The sequence below is a fragment of the Clostridioides sp. LIBA-7602 genome, assembly GCF_056688945.1.
In genome coordinates, this window is record NZ_CP196991.1 from 2,721,523 (window position 1) to 2,743,693 (window position 22,171).

The following is a 22,171-nucleotide window of genomic DNA, read 5'->3' on the forward strand; positions in this document are numbered from 1 at the left end:
GAAATCAAAATGGAACCTATAAAATAGACTTCTTTTATTAATGACGTCTATTCATAGGTTCTTTTTTAAACAAATCATAAGTCACATGCACAAATAAATTATTGCTGTAAAATATTATCTAGAAGTAAATTTAACACCCAAAATATCCATAAGGAACATGAATATTGGAACTCCAATTAATAATCCCCATACACCTAGATAATGCTCTCCTACAAGTAAAATAATAAACACAAAACAAACTGGAAGTTTTGTTCTATTTGACATCAATTTAGGATTCAATATGTATGTTTCTACTGCATGTACTATACAAATCATTGCCAAAACTCCAAGTACTTTCGTTATTCCACCTATATTAAAAGCTATTACAGTTAATGGAATTAACGATACTATAACACCTGCCACTGGAATAAGACCTAATACAAAAATCATAAATCCTAAAGCCCATATTTGAGGAAATCCCATGAAACCTAAAAAAATCATAGAAACAACAGAGTTTATAAACGCAATCATCACTTGTACTTTCATTACTTCACCAAAGTTTTTCACAAAACTCTTTCCAAAAAACACAAGGGAATTATAAATGAAGGAAATCTTACTATCTGCAAGTTTATTTCCAAATTTTTTAATATCATTTTTTTCAAGTAAAAGAAGTAAACTCAATAAGAAACCTAATAATATGTTTACTCCAAAGCTTCCAACCTTTGTCGCTGTTGATGCTATAAGTAGCCCCGCCTGTGAGACATATTTATTAAAATCTAACTTTGAAACAAGAGGATAAAGTTTTGGTCCTAGAGATTGAGCAAATTGATTTACATCAAAATCACTAAAAATCCTACTTAGCTCCGTAAGTTGTACTATAATTATTGGTACAACTGCATAACTAATCAATACCAATAATACAGCAAATAGTAAGTATAACACTACAATTATCAGCGAATCAGGAATAATTCTAGAAGAAATTTTATTAATTCGCTTTCTTATGGCTACAAGTAAATTATAGAAAATAAAGGTCATTATAAATGTTAAAAGAACCATATTTAACATGTACCAGAATGTAATTAAAATAATTACTACAACAGATATAGAAACAATTTTATATTTTGAACCATCACGTGCCAATTCTTTGTTATCTTCCACAGTTTAAATCCTCCCCAAATCTTTATGACTTTACAATGCTACTCTTTTTTATTCTAATTCTAAAAAATAATCAGAAAAACTTTAAAAATAACTTATTAATTCTTCATAAAACAATATTAAAATCTAGAGAAGATAATTCTATACAATCATATTTATACTAAAATCTGCTCCACATCATAAGTTTAAATTATTATTATCTATATCATATAGTAATTCATATATTTCTGGATATTCAAAAAACAAACCATCCTTTATCAATTGTCTTATTTTATCTGTACTTACCCATTTTATATCACTTACTTCATCTTCTTGCAAAATAGCTTTTGATATATCATACTCTTTCTTAACAAAATATACATCCCAAAGTGTATCATCATGAATCATACTTCTAAAAACCTTCATTTCATCTTTTGATATATCTATCCCTATTTCTTCCTTTGCTTCACGAATTGCTCCTTCCAAACTCTCTTCTCCAGAAACAATACATCCAGTTGTCATTCCCCACATATTTGGCAATGTCTTTTTACTTTTAGACCTTTTCTGAATTAAAATTTGAGAGTTACTATTTAAAATCCATACTTCAACTGCTAAATGATAATAGCCTTCTTCAATAGAATTACCTCTTTCTATAACCTTTCCTGTTTTAATTCCATCAGTATTATATAAATCCCATAATTCCATTTCCAAATCTCCTTACCTTTACATAAATTAGATAAAATATAAATATATTTTAGTATACTTAATTTTGCTCATTTTTTATTGCAACACTTGATTTACATTTATGTTCATCGCTTTTCTTCTCTTTCCAATCTTTTATATCATCTATAATAAATCTATGCTTAAGTGACTTTGTATCAAAGTTAAACATCCTAAATACTATTTGTAGTACATATCCTAATCCTAATGCACTTACAAGCGTACCAATACCTACAGAACCTCCTAATAACCAACCAACAACTAATGCTAGTATTTCAAGAATTGTTCTAACAAGGCGTACTGATTTATTAGTTTTCTTCTGAAGTGCAATCATAAGACCATCTCTTGGTCCACTTCCCAGGCAAACACCTAAATATAAAAAACTTGCTATAGCTGCTAAGATAATTCCTATAACAACCATAAAGACACCTACATAAGTGTTACTTGCATGAGGTATTACTTCAGAAAATATTACTAAATCAATAAATATTCCTATAAATGTCATGTTCAGTAATGTACCCCATCCTATATTTTCACCAAAAACTGCATCCAATATAACGATTATAACTCCAACCATTATAGATGCCTGACCTATAGTTATACCTAATTTTATAGATAAACCTTGATGAAGCACATCCCAAGGCATAAGCCCAACATGTGCATTAATCATCAATACAGAAGAAATTGCAAATATAAAGAAACCTGAAAATAATCTTATCATACTTTTTAAATTTATTTTTCCCATCAAAAATCACTCCTCATAATAATAATAACAATAAATACCAATAAAATATATATATAAATACAAAATTTTACATAACTCTTCATTAATTTAATATAAAATTTCAATCACAAAAAAAGTGGCAATCCAGATTTTATACACTTTTACCTATGTTCTAAGCTTTCGTGTATAAAAATGGATATACCACTTTTTAATATATAAACATTTTTAGTTGTTCTTATTAATTTTCACTATAAATTCTAGCTTCTTCTTCTCCATTTAATACTCTTAAAGTCCCAAAAGCAAGTGACTCTAGCTCATTTTCTCCTGCTATAATTTCTACTGGTGCTATAAATTCAACCTTCTTTTTAACCATTGAAGTAAACATTTCAGAATATGCAATTCCACCTGTTATAATTATAGCATCTACTTTTCCATCTACTACAGTTGCTAATTCTCCAATGCCTTTTGCTAATTGATAAGCCATTGCTTCATAAATAATTTTTGCTTCTTTATTTCCTTCTGCTATCATTTTTTCAACTTCTCTAGCATCTACAGTATTTAGATATGAAACTATACCACCTTTACCTCTTATCTTTTTAGTCATTTCTCTTTCTGAGTATTTGCCTGAATAGCAAGCTGCCACTAATTTTGTAGCAGGTACTCTTCCTGACCTTTCTGGAGAAAATGGCCCTTCATCATCAGATAACATATCAACCATTCTTCCATTTTCATGAAGATAAATACTTACTCCTCCACCAATATGAGCTACTATTAAGTTTAAACTCTTATAATCTTTCCCATTATCTTTAGCATATTTTAAAGCCATTGCTCTAGTATTTAATGCATGCCCTGTACTTGCTCTATCCATTCCACAAAGTCCAGATACTCTTGCTACATCTATAAGCTCATCTACTGCAACAGAATCATAAATATATGAGTTTATTCCAAGTGGCTCTGATATTGCATGTGCCACAACAGCTCCTAAGTTAGAAGCATGTTCAAGCACTGGTCTATGTCTAAGTACATCAATCATTTCTTCATTTACTAAATATGCTCCTGATTTTACTGGTGGTAAAACTCCACCTCTTCCTACTATTGCACTAAGAGATTTTAAATCTATATTATTTTCTTCAAGAATATTCAAAACAGCTTCTTTACGCATTTCAAATTGGTCTTGTATTGTATTATATTTTGCAATCTCTTCAGCTGGATGGTCTATTGTCTTCACAAGAATTTGTTCTTCTCCATCGTATACTGCTATTTTTGTAGAAGTAGAACCTGGATTTATGGCTAATATTCTGTAAGTCATAATTTTCTTCCTTTCACCTTAATTTCTATAGTTTATCTATATCTATTATAAACTATTTGCTAACCATTTCCATACCTTCATGGAAAGCTTTTATGTTTAATTCAATAAATTTTGGTTTAACATTTTCACTTATAATTTTTTCCCAATCAATAGACTCTAACTCCATAGATTTAACTAGACATCCTAATAAAATAACGTTCATTATTTTTGAATTTCCTAGTTCTTCAGCTTTATCAGCTGCATTTATAACTTTTGCATTTAATCTATTTAACTCTGCATCTATATCACTTTCTAGATATTCAGCTCCTCCGATTAAAACAGTCATAGAATCTATTCTATAGTCGTTTACTAAAGCTTTTCCTTCTGGCTTTAGATAATTGAACCATCTTAAAGCTTCCATTTTTTCAAAAGATACTAATATATCTGCTCCACCAATTTCTATAACTGGAGAATATACACAATCTCCATATCTAACTTGTGAGGAAACTGAACCTCCTCTTTGACTCATTCCATGTATTTCACTCATTTTTACATCGTATCCAGCTTCCATCAATCCCATAGTTAATAATTTACTAGCAAGTATAGTTCCTTGACCTCCTACACCTACCAAAAGTATACTCTTAGTCATATTATTTTTCCTCCTTAACTATTGCTTGTTTTGGACAAACTTGTGAACATACTCCACATCCTACACACTGATTTCTATCTATATTTGATAATTTATTTTCTTTATCAAATGATAGGGCTGGACATCCAGTTTTCAAACATAATTTACATCCAATACATTTATCATGGTCAACCTTACACTTAGTCTTAAATGGGTTATTAAATTCTTCTATATCTTCTTTAGAGAATTTTTTAAGTACACATGGCCATCTTGTAATTATTACTGATGGTTCATCTTCTATAGCTAAAGCCCAATCTAATGCTTCATTTACTTCTTTTAAATTGTTAGGGTCTATAACTCTTACATGCTCTATTCCGCAAGCTTTAACTAATCCTTCTATGTCAACATCTTTAGTTTTTGCTCCTTGTAAAGTATATCCTGAACCTGGATTTTCTTGATGACCTGTCATTCCAGTTATTCTATTGTCTAATATAACTGATATAGAATTTCCTCTATTGTAAACTACATCTAAAAGACCATTTATTCCTGTATGGAAGAAAGTTGAATCTCCAAGTACACCTACTAATCTTTTTTCGTTTCCTTCCTTCATATTAAGAACTTTTTGAGCTCCATGTGCAGTTCCAAAAGCAGAACCCATACAAACAACATAATCTATTCCATTATATGGAGGAGCAAATCCAAGAGTATAACATCCTATATCTCCACCAACTATTAAATTTTTTCTCTTTCCAAGTTCATAGAAGAATCCTCTATGTGGACATCCTGCACAGAAACTTGGTGGTCTTGGTGTTACTAATTCAGATTTGTATTCTATAGTATCATTTGTTTTTCCAAATATAGCTTTTCTTAAAACATCTGGTGTCATTTCTCCATATGGAGGCATTACATCTTTTCCAATACAATCTATTCCATATGCTTTTATTTGTTCTTCTATAAATGGGTCATTTTCTTCTATTACATATATTTTATCAACTTTATCTGCAAATTCTTTTATTTTTTCATAAGGTAATGGATTTGTAAATCCTAACTTCATATATGATGCATTTTTTCCAAAGACTTCTTTAGCAAAATTACAGCACATACCTGAAGCTATAACACCTATTTTTGTATCATTTATTTCATAATAGTTTAAGTCAGTTTCATTTGAGAATTTTTTAAGAATTTCCATTCTTTCTTCAACAACGCCCCTTCTTATTTGAGCATTTGCTGGAACAGTTACCATTTTTTTAGCATTTTTAGTATACTCTTTAATTTCAACTTCTTCTCTATCATAACATTCTACTAAACCTTTTGAATGACAAAGTCTTGTTGTAACTCTATATAAAACTGGTGTATCATATTTTTCACTAACTTCAAACGCTTCCTTTATCATATCTTTAGCTTCTTGGCTAGTTGCTGGTTCAAATAAAGGTATCTTTGCAAATTTTGCATACATCCTATTGTCTTGCTCATTTTGAGATGAATGCATTCCCGGTTCATCTGCTGTAATAAGTACCATACCACCATTTACGCCTGTATATGCATAAGTAAATATCGGGTCAGCTGCAACATTTACACCAACATGTTTCATAGAAGCCATAGTTCTTGCTCCTGCAATTGAACCCCCTATAGCAGCCTCAAGTGCTACCTTTTCGTTTGGAGCCCATTCTGCAACTATTGCATCTTTATATGTTGCTATATTTTCTAATATTTCTGTACTTGGAGTCCCTGGATATGCGGATGCATATTTAACACCAGCCTCATAGGCTCCACGTGCAATTGCCTCATTACCTGTCATCAATTGTTTCATATAAAATTCCCTCCATCTACAATTATTAAATTCATAGTCCACCCAATTTGTTCAATGAAATTAATTATTTATTTTTACTTCTAAACTTTCAAGTGCTTCTTTTATAATACTTGGGGCTTTCTTACATTTTTCTTCTGAAACTGCACAAACTGCAAATCTTAAGCCCATTTTTAATGGAACTGCAAATAGATTATGTTTAGTTAATTCTTCACATACTTCTCTTGGATTATCACATGGTATACTTACAAAGAATCCTGCTATATACGGAAGAATTTCTAAGCCTACTCTTTCAGCTTCTTTTACAAATACATCTGCTCTTCTAGTTAGCATTTTTTTGTATATTTCTTTTTCATCTTCATATTCTTTGAATTTTTTAGTGTCATTTACAATGTTAGATAATACTGCCATGGCACTTCTATTACAATTTGACCAGTTTGCTCTACATGAATGAACACATGAATAATGGAACTCTTCAGCTACATCTTCACTTGAAGATATACAAATTATAGCTCCCATTCTCATACCATAAGCTGTAAATCCTTTTGACATACTGAATCCAACCAATACAAGAACGTTTTCAGGAAGATTAGAAAACTTCTTAAAAAACTTTCTACAGACATTATCATCACCTGCAAAGTCAATATATGCTGAATCTACGAAAAATATTATCTTTTTATCTTTATCTTGTGCGATTTCTTTTGATAAATCTAATATTTTATCCCATTCATCATCTGCAACACTATATCCAGTTGGATTGTGAGCTGGCGTATTTATAATTGTAAAAACTCTATCTTGTTTTTCTGCTATATTTACAAAATTTTCTTTGAATGACTCAAAATTAAATCTTCTATTTTCATCAAACAATTGGTAGTTTACTACTTTTCTATTAGCTTCTTCAGCTATACTTACATATGGACTCCAGAACCAATCAGATGTTAAAACTTCATCACCTTCATTAGTATAGTTCCATACAGCCAATTTTATTGCACCACTTCCTCCTGGTGAAGCTAATACTCTTATATGTCCTTCTGGTAAGTAATCTCTGAAAAATACTTTTTTAACTGCTTCTAAGTAATCTGGCTGGCCTTCAAGAGCCGCATATGCACCTATCTCACAGTTATCTAGTGCCTTATATTCTTCATATACAGTTTTCATTGTTATTAATTTTCCTGAATCATCCATTAGAGCGCCTATTGTTGCATTTATTACATTATCCATACCTAAAGCCTTCTCTGCTGCTTGAGCTCTACCAGATATGCTAAATATAACATCGTTTTCTTTTGGCCACATTGCATGCTTACCAACCATACTTTGACTCATACCATCACCCCTAAAATTGTATTTACCTCTCACATTATATATTAAGCAATTAGCATGCCAATAAATTTTACTTTATGTAAAACTACTTTTGTTTAGAATTCTGATTTTTTTCATTATTAAATTAAGTATTTTAGTTATTTTTCTTGTAAATATATATGCTTGTCTAAAAAAACAAAAAATTGCAAAAAAATAATGTTAATTTTTTTTAACACTTGTTTAAAAAAATTAACATTATTTTTAAAATGATATATATGTATTTCTATCTAAAGATTTTTGTTATACTTTTTCCATAAAGATGTCCTACTTATCCCAAGAACTTGTGCAACTTCATTTTTGGAAAGCCCCTGAGCAAAAAGCATGCTTATTATTTTTTCTTCAACATACTTATTTACCTCTTTTACATCTATACATACCTTACCATCATTTATCTTACTTATATCTACAACTTCATCTTGTATTTCTACACTGGCTGTAGTTTCAGAATTAAATTTGTCTATTTCAGAGCTAGATTCTACTTTTTGAGTTTTAAAATCTCGTTCTTTTCTCAATTTAATTTTTCCTGTCACAACATATTTCTGGGCTATTGTTTTCAATTCTCTTACATTTCCAGGCCAACTATAATTATACAGCTTATTAATTTCATCTTCAGTTAAAACAAAATTTTCATCTATGCTGTTTATTCCATTAAGACCATCATCCTTTAATACTTCATTTACAAAATTATTGAACAGTGGTATTATATCTTCTCTTCTATCTCTTAAAGGCGGAATATTTATCTCTAAACTACTCAACCTGTAAAATAAATCTGCTCTAAATGTACCCATAACTATTTTTTCAGTTAAAGATTCATTTGTTGCTGCTATGATTCTTATATCCAAAGGTATTATATAGTCAGAACCAATTCTCATTATTTGGCGTTCCTCTATTACTCTCAATAGTTTTGTCTGAATATTAAAGGATAGACTATTTATTTCATCTAAGAAAAGAGTCCCTCCATGTGCAAGTTCAAATAGTCCTCTTTTTCCACCTTTTCTAGCACCAGTAAACGCACCTTCTTCGTATCCAAAAAGTTCACTTTCAAGCAAATTTTCTGCTATAGTAGCGCAATTTATTGCAACAAAAGGTCTATCTTTTCTTCTACTTATGTTATGTATACTATGAGCTATAATTTCTTTACCAGACCCACTTTCTCCATATAGTAAAGTTGTATAATCACTTTTTCCAATTTTTTTAGCTTCTTCAATAAATTCTTTAGTTAATTTATCTTTAAATAAAAAATCATCAAAAGTATATCTAGCATAGAGACCTTTTTGATTTAAATCAAATCTTATTTTTCTTTCTAAGTTTTGTAATTTTGTTATATCTTGTATTATTCCTAAGACTCCATAAGTGCTATTGTCTACTTTTATCAATGTAGTTCTAGTATTAACAATTAAGCTATTTATATTTCTTATCTTTCTATCTTCTACATCATTTTTTTCATGTAAACAGTCTAACATCCACTCCATTTTGGGAAATACATCTAGTATGTATTTATTAAGTGCACATTTTCTCTCCACTTTAAGCATGTTTTTTGCACTTTCATTGTATAAAATTATACTACCATTACTATCTATAGCGATTACTCCATCTTTTATACCATCAAGTATATTTCGTAAGACTTCATTATTAAATTTTTCTTCACCTAATGTATCTAATAATTTCTTACAATACTCAACAGCTTCTCTTATAGATTCATCACTCGCAGTTGCAAATACACTATCAATGCCATATTGTCTTGCAAAAGAACAAGCTAGACCTCCACCTACTATTACTACTTCATCTTTTTGGTCTATATATTTTACAACCTTACTTCTTATTTCATATTTAGATTCAAACCATTCCTCGGTTATTTCAGTACTTATAACATTTCTCCAGCCAACATAATCAAAAGAAACCTCATTATCTCCAAGAATCAATACTACTTTTTTAGAATATCTCTTTGCTATTTCTATTGCCCTTAAGAGGTCAGTTGATTTCATATTCATTGGTATAACAGGTACATTTACTGTATCTATTACTAGACTATAACCTCCACCTCTACCAATTATAGCTTGTGCACCTTTTTCAACAAGTATACGTCCTTGATTTTCCATTAAGTCTAGATTAAGTATGTCGATTATTAAAGTTCCATTTTCTACATCTTCTCTATATAATTCTTCTATTCTTTCTTTTAATTCAATATCAGAGGCTATAATTCCTATTTTTTTTCTCAATAAAATCACCTCAATTTTAAATTATAATATATTGATTTCTACCTGCTTTTTTTGATTTATATAGTTTTTTATCTGCATCTTCAATTAATAGTTCAACATCTTTTCTACTACGACATCTTTTTATACTTACTCCAGCACTTATAGTTATATGTTTTTTTACTTTAGAATGCATATGTTCAATACCTTCAAATTCAAGAAGTTTGAAGACTCTTTTAATATATAATTCTATATTATTAATTTCTTCAATATTTACTGATTTTATAGAATCCACTAATATTAAGATTTCTTCGCCTCCGTATCTAATTATGTGTTCTGTAATATCTATAAATACATTTCTTATAATATCAGTTACCTTAATTATAACTTTATCTCCTGCTAGATGACCATAGTTATCATTGTAACTTTTAAAATAATCTATATCTACCAATATTGCGACCATATTTTTATCTCTGACTCCATTAAATAAATCTAATTGTTCTTCCAAATATCTTCTATTATATAGCTGAGTAAGTCCATCTTTTAAAATATCATTTTCTAACTTTTTATTATTATCCACAAGAGCCCTTAAACTTTCTTGTTTTTGTCTAAGTTCATATTGTTTATGAATTCCCTGAGATGTTTTATAGGAATTATTTTTTTCCCACTTATCAGAGTACCAATCCATACTTTTATAATATTCTATTGCTAGTTTAAAATCTTTTTTTAGTTCATATCCATTTGCTATTAGTCCATAAAATATAGACATTTTTTTAGGGTTTAATGAACTTTTTTTAACTAAGTTTAAGCCTTTTAGATAATAGCTTATACCTTCATCTATACTACCAAATTTTATATATAAGTCTCCATACAACTTATATATATAATCTAGTTTAGAATTATATATAAAAACATCTCCAAAGCTTTTATATATGTTTTTTGATAAAATCAAATATGCATTTACTATTTCAAAATTAAAATTATCTTTCTTTAACTCAATTTCAGCTGAATACAAAAATATAAATGAGTACAAATAATCTTTATATACTCCTTCAACAACTTTCATCAATTTTATAGCATTTACTAAGATATCTTCTGCTTCTTTGTTCATACCTTCCTTTAGATACGCCCATATAAGGTCTATTTTTATGGCAACTCTTTCAGTTAGTGATATTGAATTATTATTGTGTGCAACATCTAGTACATTCTTTATGTATTTTATAGCTTCTATATTGTTTCCACTTTCCAAATAACACAAGCTTATTATACATTTGCAAAAAGCTTCTATAGAATATAAGTTATTTTCTTGAGCCAACCTTAGGCATTCAATTAAATACTCCATGCTCTTTATAAAGTTATTAAATAAATATAGATAGACTCTTCCAAATATATAGTTTGCTCTACTTACAAGCGTTTTGTTTTTTAAATTTGTAAAAAAAGATACTTCCTCTACTAAGGATATTACGTCCGTTTTGGTCTGATATAATGCACTTATTTCTACACATAAATTCATATTAAACAAGACTAACAACTCATTTAAGTGATATTGTTTTATAATCTTTTTTGCTAAAAAATAAAAGTTACTTGCCTTATCATATTTTCTTATAGAAATAGCTGATAATGTAAGATAGATATAAATCTTAGATATTATTTCTGCATTCTCTTTTAATGGCAATTTTTTAATATCCTTTAATGAATCTATCAAATATTTGTATGATGCTTCCCTATCTTTTTTTATATAGTTTATTAAACTAATTAAATATAAAACATAAACTTTATTCTTAACTTCTATGTTTGTATTTAAGAGTTCTTTGTGATAATCCAAGATGTAGTTTAAATCTGTCAAATTTAGATAGAATTTAGTCAACATATCATATTCTATCTTTTTTATATTTCTCTTTAAATCTTCTATTGAACATCCTTTCAAGTAAATCACCAATCCTATTTAAATAGTTAAAAATTCTTAAAATCATGATAATGCAAGCATCTATTTCTTCCACTTTGTTTTGCTTTATACAAGGCCTTATCCGCATTTCCAATTATTTCCCTTATATCTATACTACTATTTTTACATGTATCAATACCAATACTAACAGTTAAATTATTGTTTAAAAATTTTTTTACAATTCTACACAACTTTCTTCCAAATATTTTACTTTTTTTATAATCTTTACATACAGACAGTACTAAAAATTCTTCTCCACCATACCTTATCATAAGCATGTCTTTTTTTAGATATTTTTTTATTATTGTAGTTATATTTTTAAGAGCAATATCACCATTATAATGCCCATAGGTATCATTGTAGTCTTTAAAGTAATCTACATCTATCATAAACGCAGTACTGTATTCGCTTACTTCCTGCATTTCTAAAAAATCATTCAGAAAACTTCTATTATATGCACTTGTCAAATGGTCCATATATTTTTTCTTATCTAAATCAATTTTTACTTTTCTCATGTTATTTATTTCTTTTTCAATATATTCGTGTCTATAATTTAAAGAATCTATATAGTTTCTATTTCTAGCTTTTACATACATCATTTTTAACTCATAATATATTTTAAAGTATTTCATGCTCATTTCATAATCTTGAAGTTTTTCAAAACACATATATATATTCTTATATGATAACTTCACATAATTATAATTTTTAGCATTTTTAGATTTCTCAAGTAGTTTTTTGCTTGTATTTAATGCACTATTATAATCTCCAAAACTATAATATATCTTTACTTGATGATAATCTACTTCCAAATCATACATTATATATTCTTCTTCATTTTTTATAATACTTAATATATTTTTAGCTCTATCTAAATAACAAATTGATTGTTCAAATGAGTTTTCATTACTTTTTGCATAATACATAGCTAAACTTATAAATAAATCGAACTTCTCAACTTCTTTTAAATTTTGATTTTTAATTTTTTCTAAATATACTTCAGATTTTGCTAAATTATTTATCGCCTCAGAATAGTTTTTAGTTTTTATTAATATTTTAGTTATATTATTTGATGCTCTATATTTTTGTATTGTATCTACATTTATATATTTTTTATTACTTATTACTTCATTAAAATACTCTATTGAACCTTCATAATTTTCAAATGAACACTCACATTCACCTATTTTTATATTACATAACGAAGATACTTCCATGTCCTTCAATAAACCTGCATATTTTCTTGCTTTTAAAAAATTTACTTTAGCAATTATAGCATCATCTAAAAATAAAAAATATATTTTACCAACAATAAAAAAATATATTTTTTTACAATTAAAATCGTTGATTTCTTTTACCTTTATATATAAATCTTCTATCTCTTTAATTATTATAGAAGACTCTATACACTTACTTGCCTTAATATAAATAAGTTGTGATTTGAAAATAATCTCTTCAATTGAACAATTATTATCATTACAAATAACATTAAATTTATCTATATGTAGCTTTGTATTATTTATATCTTCATTTTTAAAACTTAAAATAGCTATTTGTGAATAAAATCGTGCTAGAAACTTATAATCTTTAGGTAAGTCTTTACTAATATATTTATAGGAAATCAAAATATACTCTTTCATTTTTTCACTAAGCCCTTGAATACCATATAATAAAGCTAACAAAAAATTTAATTTTAATAGCATCAAACTATTTTGTTCAATTTTATAGCAATCGATTGAATTCTTTACTACATCAATTTTATTTTCAATAAAATCATTATTATTCAATAATCTTTCATTCAAGGTTAACCTAAACATTAAATCTAAAATTGTATCATCTATCTCTTCCGAACATTTAATATATATTGTAACTCACCTCCGACTTACATTATCTCATAAATTTAGTAATTTTCCATACTATTTGATAAAAAAGTCGGTGTCCCAATTTAGAAATTTCTCCTAAATTAAGACATACTTTACATTAAACTATACAATTTTCTATCTGAATTACATAATCCTGACAATTTTCGCAAATTATCACACTCACAATATAACTATTATCAACTTTATTTGCTCTTGATAATTTATTAAAAGATAATCCTTCATAATCACTAGATATGTTACTTATTACATATTTTCCATCTTTACTAAAAATATAAAAATGATATTCTAAGAAAGGAAAGAATTTTTTCTTTTCTTTAACTCCTTCTAGACATAATGGACATGCCTCTTGATAATATTCTATGTCAAAATCAACCTCATCTACTTCATTAAGTATATCAATTATTTTTGAAACACTTATTCCTTGAATTGGATTTTCTTCATCATTTATTAAAGCACTACAATTCTCCTCTTTTAACAAATATTCCTTATCATCATATGTAAACTTATATAAACTCATATTATATCCTCCTTATAATTATTAATCTCCAAGTTATTCTACCACTTAAATAACCTTAATAAAAGCAATTGTTTATAATATCTTCAATTAATTAAATCATGTATACATATATCGTCATACATTTACATTAATTAATTATATTAAAATCCAAGTTTACGCTTTAAATATCCAGTTTTTCAAAACCTATTGTCAAAACTCACTTTAGCTATTAATATAATGATATAAATATAGAACTGCATAGATGTGACATACTCAAATATTTAATATGATACGATTTTGTATCTAAATTTATATATTGTATATAGGGGGAGATATATATGTATAAAGACAAGAGTGATGAATGTATACACTTAATGACTGCCTACATTGATAGTATAAGTGGATATTATTCGTTTATTGACACACAATTAGATGATTTTATGGTGAAATATGGTGAAAATATTGTTGATTCAAATTTACACAGTATAATGATGTTGCTCTGTAAATGGGGATTGGCGTAGCATTTTGAGAAACTTTTTTGTATATTGTATTCTATATTATATATTCATTAATAAAAAAGGAATTGACATAAATTTAAGGACTATATATAGATTTTCAAAGAAATCTATACATAGTCCTTTTAAAGTTTCTCAAAATGTATACTTAAACAAGCACTATTTATTTTTCTATAATTAATGCAGTTCATATGCTATACTTTAAGTATCTACAACAATAAAAAATATCTAATATGTATTATCTAGTTTAACTCATCATAATATCATTTCTACACTTACAATTAAGATATTTTCAATATAGTAATGCTCAATTTTAATATTATAAAAAAGGAGGATTTTTATATGAATTATAATGAATTGTTAAAATCAGCTAGAGAGAACTTTAATGGAACATGTAAAGTCTGTAAAATTTGTAATGGATTAGCTTGTGCTGGAAATGTTCCTGGCATGGGAGGCAAAGGAAGTGGCTCATCTTTTATTGAAAATAGAAAGAGCCTAGAAAAAATAAAGATAAATATGAGAGTCATACATAATGTTTCAAATCCAGATACTTCTATAGAATTATTTGGCAGAAAAATGAGTTCTCCTATATTCGCTGCTCCTGTATCAGGTACTGTATTGAATATGGGAGGTAAAGTTTCTGAAAAAGAATACATAGAACCTGTTGTTAGAGGTTGTTCCAATTCTGGAATTTATGCTATGGTTGGTGATACCAATGTGGACACTTTTTTATTGAATAATTTAGATGTATTAAAAGATAATGATGGAAATGGGATTGTATTTATAAAGCCTTGGAAAAATTCAAAGATAATAGAAAAGATTAGATTATCTGAAGAGGCAGGTGCATTTGCAGTTGGTGTAGACCTTGATGCTTGTGGATTGATTAATAATCAACTTCAAGAGAATCCTTTTTCTCCTAAGACGATTAGTGAAATTAGAGAATTAGTTGAGTCAACTAGATTACCTTTTATTATAAAAGGAATTATGACTGTAGATGATGCTTTGATGGCTGTAGAGTCTGGTGCTAGTGCTATTATCGTTTCAAATCACGGAGGAAGAGTACTTGATTATACTCCTGGTACTTGTGAGGTACTTCCAGATATAGCTAATGCTGTAAAAGGAAAGATAACAATACTTGCTGATGGTGGTGTTAGGAGCGGTGTTGATGTAGTTAAGATGCTTGGATTGGGTGCTGATGCTGTTTTGATGGGAAGACCTTTTGTTACTGCTTCTTTTGGTGGTAGTCTTGATGGTGTGGAGTTTTTTATAGAGAAGGTTAGAAATGAGTTATGTGAGACTATGATTTTGACTGGATGTCAGAAGATTAGGGATATTGATAGCAGGGTTATATGGAAGTGATTGTAAAATATAAAAGGCATTTTAAAATAAGACCTCAATTTATACTTATTTTACATCCAAAAACTTCAAAATAGTTTTTATTATAGATGAAGTATAATCTTGTATCTACATAAAAGAGAGTGTTTCTTATTACATTATTTCTAAAAAGTTATATTAGAACACTCTCTGTTATGTAGTAATTGTTCCTTATCTAAAGTGCATATCCTGCTGCTTCCCAAGTATTTTTTCCAACAACACCATCTCTTGTTAAACCTAATCTACCTTGCAATGATTTTACAGCATTATATGTAGCAGGTCCAAACTGTCCATCTGTTACAAGACCAGCACCATTAATTTTATTACATAAAACCTGTGCCAGATGAACTGGATTACCTTCTTTAGTATTATTGTATCCTACAATAGATGATTTTGCTGCTATATCTAATCTATAGGTCCTAGGTCCTGTAACCAAAAAATATGTACCTTTAAATTCAATATAAGTTGGATCTTTTGTAACACCATTATATCCATCTAAACTATACATATCCATAACATCCTCTGTAATAAATATTTTATGATTTTTATCTGGTGTTATATTTAACTCCTTACAATTTTTTTCATATTCCTCTTTTGCAAATTTTGGTGCATTTTCATAAGTAAACTCATAACCTAATATAGTACATGAACTTATCGCCTTCTCTTCATTAGATGTAGACAACTTAGATTCTTCTATCGTATTTGAGTCTGCAGACACAATACTAGTAGCTACTAAAATTAAACAACTTGCAATTAACATAATTCTTTTCATTTTTCTCAATCTAAAATTCCTCCTCAAATTATTATATTTACTATATATATTATCCTTAATCTACATAAAAACCATTTGAAAGCACACCTTCACCTCTAAGATTTGTTCCTGATTTTTCTAAAATACCTATATTTCTTAAAGGATTTGGATTATCAAAACTAATACTTTCAAAATTAAAATATGTAACTGAGAATAATGTAAACAGAATTAATAATACTAATATTCCATTTCTACCCTTCTTCTTAACAATGCTATCAAGTCTCTTTTCTAAATTTGTCTTATTAAATTCGGTTGTCAAAATACCACTATTATAATTTTTACTCAATTTAATTGACTTTATAAGTGCTAATGCATAATCTTTCTTATCTTTTAAAGAACAATCAGACAAAACACTTTCATCACAACATAATTCACAATCTAGATTTACTTTATTACTCATTATATAAACAAGTGGATTAAACCAATATATTATTTTGACAGACAACACTGCAAACTTTATCAAAATATCCTTATTCTTAAAATGCATTAATTCATGTTTTAAAATCCAAGTCAACTCATCCTTACTATAAGGATAATCTGGTAAGAATATGTAAGATTTAAATAATCCCATACCTGCTGGACTTATCAGTTCATCAGAACCTCTTAACTCAATTTTCTTTTTTATATTTAATTCTTTCAACAAATTTTTATAGATACAGTTTACATCATTATCTTCAATATCATAAGATAGATCAACAACAAGATTTTTAAATTTTGTATACTTTACAAATGTATAAACTGCAATGACTATGGTTACAAGTATCCATAAATAAGATAAATATAGCATAATATTATTACCTGTAGAAATGTCAATAATATCATTTCCTATCACATTTCTTTTAGGTTCTTCTACTTCATACATTATTGTATAATTAAATAGAAAAAGTAACATTCTAAAAACTATTATCAACCAAATATAATAATTAAATCTCTTACTAAAATTCTTAAACACATATCTTTTCAAAAATAATAATAGACAAATACCAAGACTACATATAATAGTTGTCTGTATAAGATTGTCAAAGACATATAGCATATAATTATTCATCCTTTAAATTATCAAAATAACTTTCTAAAAAATCCAGCTTATCTCTGCCTAAATTTTCATCCTCATGTAATGCTGAAATTAAGCTTGTAAAAGAATCATCATGTATATTGCTTAGGAAATCCTTTGTCTCAAAGCTTAAATATTCTTTATGTTTTACCACTATTGTGTAATGTGTATATCTGTCTATTTTTTGAGCATCTAAGAATCCTCTTTTTACTAGCCTTGATAAAAGTGTCAGTGTTGTAGTTTGTTTCCAGCCATATTTTTGTTCCATTGCTTCAATAACATCTTTTGATGTCACTGTAGCATCTACTCTCCAAATAAATTTCATTACTTTTAGTTCTGCTTGTGGTATTTTTTTTATCATTCTTTACACCTCCCCCAAAACTCCCGCTAACATAATTCTACAACATGTGAATTTTTTAGTCAAACAATTTATGAAAAAAATGTGAATTTTTGTATTTTTTGTTAATTTTCTAATTTTTATACTATATTAAAAGTTAGATTTAGAAATATAATTTTCTAAATATTTTACTTTTTTAGATATTTAATTACAACAATATATGGTAATTTTTGTTATACTAAATTTTTTTCATAAAATGCCTCTATTTGCATACAAAGGATATTATAATACTTTTTTTCAAAATAGACTAGACTAATCAGTAAATAAATTTTAATAATAAAATAAGATTACCAAATAATCTTATTTTAAATAGTAATCTTAAACAAATTAGTTTAAATTTTAATATTACACAATTCTTTTGAAATTTCTTTAAATCTTTCATCAGATACACTAAACTTTTTCTTAAACTTTTCATCATTCATTCTTTCAACAATCACTTTATCTGGAGATAATTCAGCAATAATACTCTTCATCTTATCAATAGACTTATCATTATATCCCTTGATAACTGTTACATCTAAAATAAATTTTCCTCTATACTGTCTATTAAATAAAATCATATTTGAAATATATTCATCTAGAGTATATCCTACAATTGGTCTTTGAATTCGTTGAAAATCTTCTTCTGATATTGTTTTTATCTCTCCAACAACTTCATCACACATATTGGCTACTTTTATATATTCATCTTTACCCAATAGATACCCATTAGAAAGTAATCGTACAGGTACTTTTTTTCTCTTTATTAATTCAATAATATCACAAATTTTATCATTCAATAGAGCTTCTCCCTTTGAATTAATAAAAATTAGTTCTGCTCTATTCTTTTCTATCATACTTTCTAATTCTTTCAATGAATCATTCATATCATAAAAAGATTGAGGCACATCTACTTTATTATACGACCTTCCAATAGGACAAAATATACAGTCAAAATTGCAGTACTTTTCAGGAAGTATGTTCACTTCCAATACCCTTTTTCCATCCTCAACATAGATGTCTTTATAGCTAAAACTACCCATCACTATATCACCTCCAATATTAATTTATTGATACTTCTTTATTGTTAATATCTAAAATTGAAATTTTACATGTACCACCTAAATTTTCTTGAATCCTTTTAGCTAACTCACTTAAAGCATTTTCAAATTCTTCAAATCTACTTTCATCTACTAATTCAATACATAAAAAGGCATTGTTTGTACTTTCAGTAAGCATTGTTCTTATTGCTTCACGCCAATTCCAACATCTACAAATTGCTCCTTCATCATCTTTATAGACTATCTCTCCTTCATATGGAGATGAATTTTCATCTGTCCCCAATGGAATAAATTCCTCATTTCCAATTGCTCTAGTTAACCTAATATCTCCTATAAATTTATCTATATCTTCTCCTCCACAAGGTAATGCATATTTTAGTGAGATAGAATTGTAGATATCCACTAAAGGGTTAATAGTTCCTATATTGTTTCCATTATGTACTCTTTTTAATAATGCCTCAATAGATGACCTTGCCCCTTTTTTCGTTTTAAACTTTTTAAATGCTTCTCTCCATACTTTAATTACTTGATTATTACTAAACTCTGAATCCTTCAAGTATTTTAGTGCTTCTTCTTCTCCCTGCAAAATCATTTTCTCATATTCTTCATTTCCTATAGAGTTGTCTATATCATGACAAATAACAACTCCAAGCTTAGCATTGGGAAACAAATTCCAAAACTCATTCTCAATAACAAATCTTTTCATTAGAATACCTCCTAAATTTTAAAATATATAAAAATAAAAAAGCCTAAAGAAATATTATTAAATATCTCCCAGGCTTTTATCCTTCCGTGTACACAATAATCGTGCGTTTTCTCTTGGACCTGACCATTATAAAATGCGGAACCCTAGAAAACTAAATCTATTTTTAAGTTTACAAAATACAAATAAATTTTAGCACACTATAGTGTTTAAAACAATACTCTATTCTCAACTTGCACACTGAAACAATTTACCACTGCATTTAATATACTAACAGGATTATTCATCTTCTTATAATAAATCTAAGGTATTGTCGTCTACTTGCTTATCTTTGCCATATAATGCTGACACTGAGCTTGAAATTGAATTTTTACATATGTTCTTCAAAAATTCTTTCATTTCAAAACTTAGATATTTTTTCTCTTTTACTAGTATACTATAGTGTGTAAGTTTACCTATTTTCTCTGTACTTAAAAATCACCTCCCCTCTAACCTTTTTAAAACACCTTATTTTTAGCATCAGATGAAGCAAGTAATGTAACTGGTATATTTATGCCTGTTGATGGAGGTTTTACAGCATTTTAAATATTTTTAAACATTGTCATTAATAATTTATACTTTAATAAAATAGACATCAAAAGCACTTCTATTATTAGAATGCTTTTAATGTCTATTAATGTATTTTGGTAATTTTGATTATAATATTTCTTATATTTTAGTATGACAATTTCCATTCATTGCACTATTACAATTTTTACTATAAATTTATATCATTTGTTAATATCTGTAATATTTTAGATACCCTTTGTACTTGTTTCACTGCTATACTCTAATTAAATAAACTAAATTAGAGTATAAGTTGGTGATTGTATGAAAAGAAAACTTTCAACCTATTTTGGGGGATATATTTTAGGTCTAATTATAGCATTTTTTATATTTAAGAAATTGATAATAGATACTATGGTAGGAATAATAATTGGAACTGGAATTGCATTTTTATTAATTTATTTATTTAACAAAAAAAGAAAATCCTAATCTAAAGGAGGTTTTTTCTATTGAATTTACAAGATAAATGGATTAATTTATTAAATCCAATATATATTGAAGACGAAACAAAAAGAAAGAAAATTCAGATTATAATATTTTTTTCTATAACTTTTGGCTTAACTTATTTATTAGGTTTTCTATTATATTTTAAACAATTTATTGACCCAGAAAACTTTGGATTATTTATGATGATATTACCCTTATCCTCAGTTTCAATTGCAAAATTTTATACAGAAGGAATGACTAATGATAAATATAAGTTTTATTCATTAATAATATTATTTTTTCTAATTTATTTATTTTTACTTATTATTGAATTGTTAAACTTAATAAATAATCAGCAATTTCAATCACTAAATACTATATTAGTTATTATAAGTAGTTTATTTATTATTCTTTATTCTGATAGTGTAAAAGATTTGTATCTTATAAAAAATATTAAAATTGGTTCTTTATTAATTTTTTACTTCATGCTTTCCAAAATTATTCCAATATCATTTAGCCTGATAATGCAAGGAAATCAACCTAACTATGAGAGTATTTTGAATTATATATTCTCCTTTATGATGTCATTCTTCTCTATATATCTCTTTTTTGGTGAAGAATATGGTTGGAGAGGCTTTTTGCAAGATATTTGTTTTGACAGATTCGGTAAAAAAATAGGTGTTATAGCACTAAGTATGTGTTGGAATTTATGGCATTTACCTCTAATATTTACATTATATACACCTGAAACACCAGTATTAGGCTTAATATATCGCTCAATATACATATTTGGAATTTCAATATTTTTAGGATATGTCTACATGAAGACTAAAAATGTATGGTTTTGTGCTGTAATCCACGCTTTAAATAATACCTCTTTTCTTATATCGACTTCTAGTCTGACATATGGTACAACTATTACTCATTCTGATATAGTAGAAGTATCAATACTTATTTTAATTTTTTATGTTCCATTTCTATTTACAAAGGAATATAGACAAAACACCTAAGACTGATTCTTCTGTTAGAGATATACAAAAAAGACTTAGTCATAATAAAATTACCACTACTATAGACACTTATTCTC

At 27.4% G+C, this 22,171-nt stretch carries 20 protein-coding genes, 1 pseudogene and 1 riboswitch; of the genes and pseudogenes, 4 read left to right on the forward strand and 17 right to left on the reverse strand.

What is annotated here, in order from left to right; translation table 11 throughout:
- Positions 1–114: 114 nt before the first annotated feature.
- From ACTG45_RS12965 to ACTG45_RS13015, 11 genes are all read right to left on the reverse strand, one after another.
- Positions 115–1,137, reverse strand: coding sequence for an AI-2E family transporter (locus ACTG45_RS12965; protein ID WP_021385219.1), 1,023 nt, complete (start codon positions 1,135–1,137; stop codon positions 115–117).
- Positions 1,138–1,311: 174 nt separating this feature from the next.
- Positions 1,312–1,818 (reverse strand): NUDIX hydrolase, encoded by a 507-nt coding sequence (locus ACTG45_RS12970; protein ID WP_021385184.1) that lies wholly within the window; start codon positions 1,816–1,818, stop codon positions 1,312–1,314.
- 58 nt (positions 1,819–1,876) lie between these two features.
- Complete coding sequence (locus ACTG45_RS12975) at positions 1,877–2,578, reverse strand: YczE/YyaS/YitT family protein (RefSeq protein ID WP_021385203.1); 702 nt, start codon at positions 2,576–2,578, stop codon at positions 1,877–1,879.
- A 217-nt stretch (positions 2,579–2,795) separates the two neighbouring features.
- Entirely contained in the window at positions 2,796–3,866 is a 1,071-nt protein-coding gene (buk, locus tag ACTG45_RS12980; protein ID WP_021385231.1) for a butyrate kinase, read from the reverse strand.
- A 52-nt stretch (positions 3,867–3,918) separates the two neighbouring features.
- Positions 3,919–4,494 carry an indolepyruvate oxidoreductase subunit beta gene (locus ACTG45_RS12985; protein WP_021385150.1) on the reverse strand — a complete coding sequence of 192 codons (576 nt, stop codon included), beginning with the start codon at positions 4,492–4,494 and terminating at the stop codon, positions 3,919–3,921.
- Between the two features lies 1 nt (position 4,495).
- Positions 4,496–6,283 (reverse strand): indolepyruvate ferredoxin oxidoreductase subunit alpha, encoded by a 1,788-nt coding sequence (gene iorA, locus ACTG45_RS12990; RefSeq protein WP_479919114.1) that lies wholly within the window; start codon positions 6,281–6,283, stop codon positions 4,496–4,498.
- A 60-nt stretch (positions 6,284–6,343) separates the two neighbouring features.
- The gene (locus tag ACTG45_RS12995) at positions 6,344–7,603 is read right to left on the reverse strand and encodes a pyridoxal phosphate-dependent aminotransferase (protein ID WP_479919115.1); all 1,260 of its coding nucleotides are present in this window, start codon (positions 7,601–7,603) and stop codon (positions 6,344–6,346) included.
- A gap of 263 nt (positions 7,604–7,866) precedes the next feature.
- Positions 7,867–9,858 (reverse strand): sigma 54-interacting transcriptional regulator, encoded by a 1,992-nt coding sequence (locus tag ACTG45_RS13000; RefSeq protein WP_021385125.1) that lies wholly within the window; start codon positions 9,856–9,858, stop codon positions 7,867–7,869.
- A gap of 16 nt (positions 9,859–9,874) precedes the next feature.
- Positions 9,875–11,704, reverse strand: coding sequence for a diguanylate cyclase (locus ACTG45_RS13005; protein WP_479920296.1), 1,830 nt, complete (start codon positions 11,702–11,704; stop codon positions 9,875–9,877).
- 83 nt (positions 11,705–11,787) lie between these two features.
- On the reverse strand, positions 11,788–13,566 hold the full coding sequence (locus tag ACTG45_RS13010) for a GGDEF domain-containing protein (protein WP_234781123.1): 1,779 nt from the start codon (positions 13,564–13,566) through the stop codon (positions 11,788–11,790).
- Positions 13,567–13,759: 193 nt separating this feature from the next.
- On the reverse strand, positions 13,760–14,179 hold the full coding sequence (locus ACTG45_RS13015) for a DUF3785 domain-containing protein (protein WP_479919116.1): 420 nt from the start codon (positions 14,177–14,179) through the stop codon (positions 13,760–13,762).
- Positions 14,180–14,496: 317 nt separating this feature from the next.
- Here ACTG45_RS13015 and ACTG45_RS13020 point away from each other — a divergent pair, with 317 nt between their 5' ends.
- The gene (locus ACTG45_RS13020) at positions 14,497–14,679 is read left to right on the forward strand and encodes a hypothetical protein (protein WP_227432649.1); all 183 of its coding nucleotides are present in this window, start codon (positions 14,497–14,499) and stop codon (positions 14,677–14,679) included.
- 336 nt (positions 14,680–15,015) lie between these two features.
- Entirely contained in the window at positions 15,016–16,032 is a 1,017-nt protein-coding gene (locus ACTG45_RS13025) for an alpha-hydroxy-acid oxidizing protein (RefSeq protein ID WP_479919117.1), read from the forward strand.
- A gap of 190 nt (positions 16,033–16,222) precedes the next feature.
- Here ACTG45_RS13025 and ACTG45_RS13030 read toward each other — a convergent pair whose 3' ends face one another.
- The 6 genes and pseudogenes from ACTG45_RS13030 to ACTG45_RS13055 all read right to left on the reverse strand — a co-directional run.
- Positions 16,223–16,819: a peptidoglycan-binding domain-containing protein gene (locus ACTG45_RS13030; protein ID WP_479920297.1), complete on the reverse strand. Its 597-nt coding sequence runs from the start codon at positions 16,817–16,819 to the stop codon at positions 16,223–16,225.
- A gap of 55 nt (positions 16,820–16,874) precedes the next feature.
- Positions 16,875–17,906, reverse strand: a complete 1,032-nt coding sequence (locus ACTG45_RS13035; protein ID WP_479919118.1) for a M56 family metallopeptidase — start codon at positions 17,904–17,906, stop codon at positions 16,875–16,877.
- Entirely contained in the window at positions 17,899–18,273 is a 375-nt protein-coding gene (locus ACTG45_RS13040) for a BlaI/MecI/CopY family transcriptional regulator (protein WP_021385207.1), read from the reverse strand. The genes ACTG45_RS13035 and ACTG45_RS13040 overlap by 8 nt, the downstream gene beginning before the upstream one ends.
- A gap of 368 nt (positions 18,274–18,641) precedes the next feature.
- Positions 18,642–19,331 carry a radical SAM protein gene (locus tag ACTG45_RS13045; RefSeq protein ID WP_479919119.1) on the reverse strand — a complete coding sequence of 230 codons (690 nt, stop codon included), beginning with the start codon at positions 19,329–19,331 and terminating at the stop codon, positions 18,642–18,644.
- Between the two features lie 19 nt (positions 19,332–19,350).
- Positions 19,351–20,055, reverse strand: a complete 705-nt coding sequence (locus ACTG45_RS13050) for a B3/B4 domain-containing protein (protein WP_479919120.1) — start codon at positions 20,053–20,055, stop codon at positions 19,351–19,353.
- A 63-nt stretch (positions 20,056–20,118) separates the two neighbouring features.
- Positions 20,119–20,213, reverse strand: a riboswitch (guanidine-I (ykkC/yxkD leader).
- 130 nt (positions 20,214–20,343) lie between these two features.
- Positions 20,344–20,517 (reverse strand): annotated as a pseudogene (locus ACTG45_RS13055) (BlaI/MecI/CopY family transcriptional regulator); the annotation flags it as partial.
- A gap of 405 nt (positions 20,518–20,922) precedes the next feature.
- On the opposite strand from ACTG45_RS13055, the gene ACTG45_RS13060 reads away from it, so the two are divergent.
- The gene (locus tag ACTG45_RS13060; RefSeq protein WP_479917099.1) at positions 20,923–21,087 is read left to right on the forward strand and encodes a succinate dehydrogenase; all 165 of its coding nucleotides are present in this window, start codon (positions 20,923–20,925) and stop codon (positions 21,085–21,087) included.
- A gap of 20 nt (positions 21,088–21,107) precedes the next feature.
- Positions 21,108–22,094, forward strand: coding sequence for a CPBP family intramembrane glutamic endopeptidase (locus ACTG45_RS13065; RefSeq protein WP_479919121.1), 987 nt, complete (start codon positions 21,108–21,110; stop codon positions 22,092–22,094).
- Positions 22,095–22,171: the final 77 nt, after the last annotated feature.

Coding starts and splice junctions, on each gene's coding strand:
- ACTG45_RS12970 (WP_021385184.1), bottom strand. CDS start 1,818: ATGGAATTATGGGATTTATATAATACTGATGGAATTAAAACAGGAAAG.
- ACTG45_RS12975 (WP_021385203.1), bottom strand. CDS start 2,578: ATGGGAAAAATAAATTTAAAAAGTATGATAAGATTATTTTCAGGTTTC.
- buk (WP_021385231.1), bottom strand. CDS start 3,866: ATGACTTACAGAATATTAGCCATAAATCCAGGTTCTACTTCTACAAAA.
- ACTG45_RS12985 (WP_021385150.1), bottom strand. CDS start 4,494: ATGACTAAGAGTATACTTTTGGTAGGTGTAGGAGGTCAAGGAACTATA.
- iorA (WP_479919114.1), bottom strand. CDS start 6,283: ATGAAACAATTGATGACAGGTAATGAGGCAATTGCACGTGGAGCCTAT.
- ACTG45_RS12995 (WP_479919115.1), bottom strand. CDS start 7,603: ATGAGTCAAAGTATGGTTGGTAAGCATGCAATGTGGCCAAAAGAAAAC.
- ACTG45_RS13005 (WP_479920296.1), bottom strand. CDS start 11,704: ATGTTGACTAAATTCTATCTAAATTTGACAGATTTAAACTACATCTTG.
- ACTG45_RS13015 (WP_479919116.1), bottom strand. CDS start 14,179: ATGAGTTTATATAAGTTTACATATGATGATAAGGAATATTTGTTAAAA.
- ACTG45_RS13020 (WP_227432649.1), top strand. CDS start 14,497: ATGTATAAAGACAAGAGTGATGAATGTATACACTTAATGACTGCCTAC.
- ACTG45_RS13025 (WP_479919117.1), top strand. CDS start 15,016: ATGAATTATAATGAATTGTTAAAATCAGCTAGAGAGAACTTTAATGGA.
- ACTG45_RS13030 (WP_479920297.1), bottom strand. CDS start 16,819: ATGAAAAGAATTATGTTAATTGCAAGTTGTTTAATTTTAGTAGCTACT.
- ACTG45_RS13035 (WP_479919118.1), bottom strand. CDS start 17,906: ATGAATAATTATATGCTATATGTCTTTGACAATCTTATACAGACAACT.
- ACTG45_RS13040 (WP_021385207.1), bottom strand. CDS start 18,273: ATGATAAAAAAAATACCACAAGCAGAACTAAAAGTAATGAAATTTATT.
- ACTG45_RS13045 (WP_479919119.1), bottom strand. CDS start 19,331: ATGGGTAGTTTTAGCTATAAAGACATCTATGTTGAGGATGGAAAAAGG.
- ACTG45_RS13050 (WP_479919120.1), bottom strand. CDS start 20,055: ATGAAAAGATTTGTTATTGAGAATGAGTTTTGGAATTTGTTTCCCAAT.
- ACTG45_RS13060 (WP_479917099.1), top strand. CDS start 20,923: ATGAAAAGAAAACTTTCAACCTATTTTGGGGGATATATTTTAGGTCTA.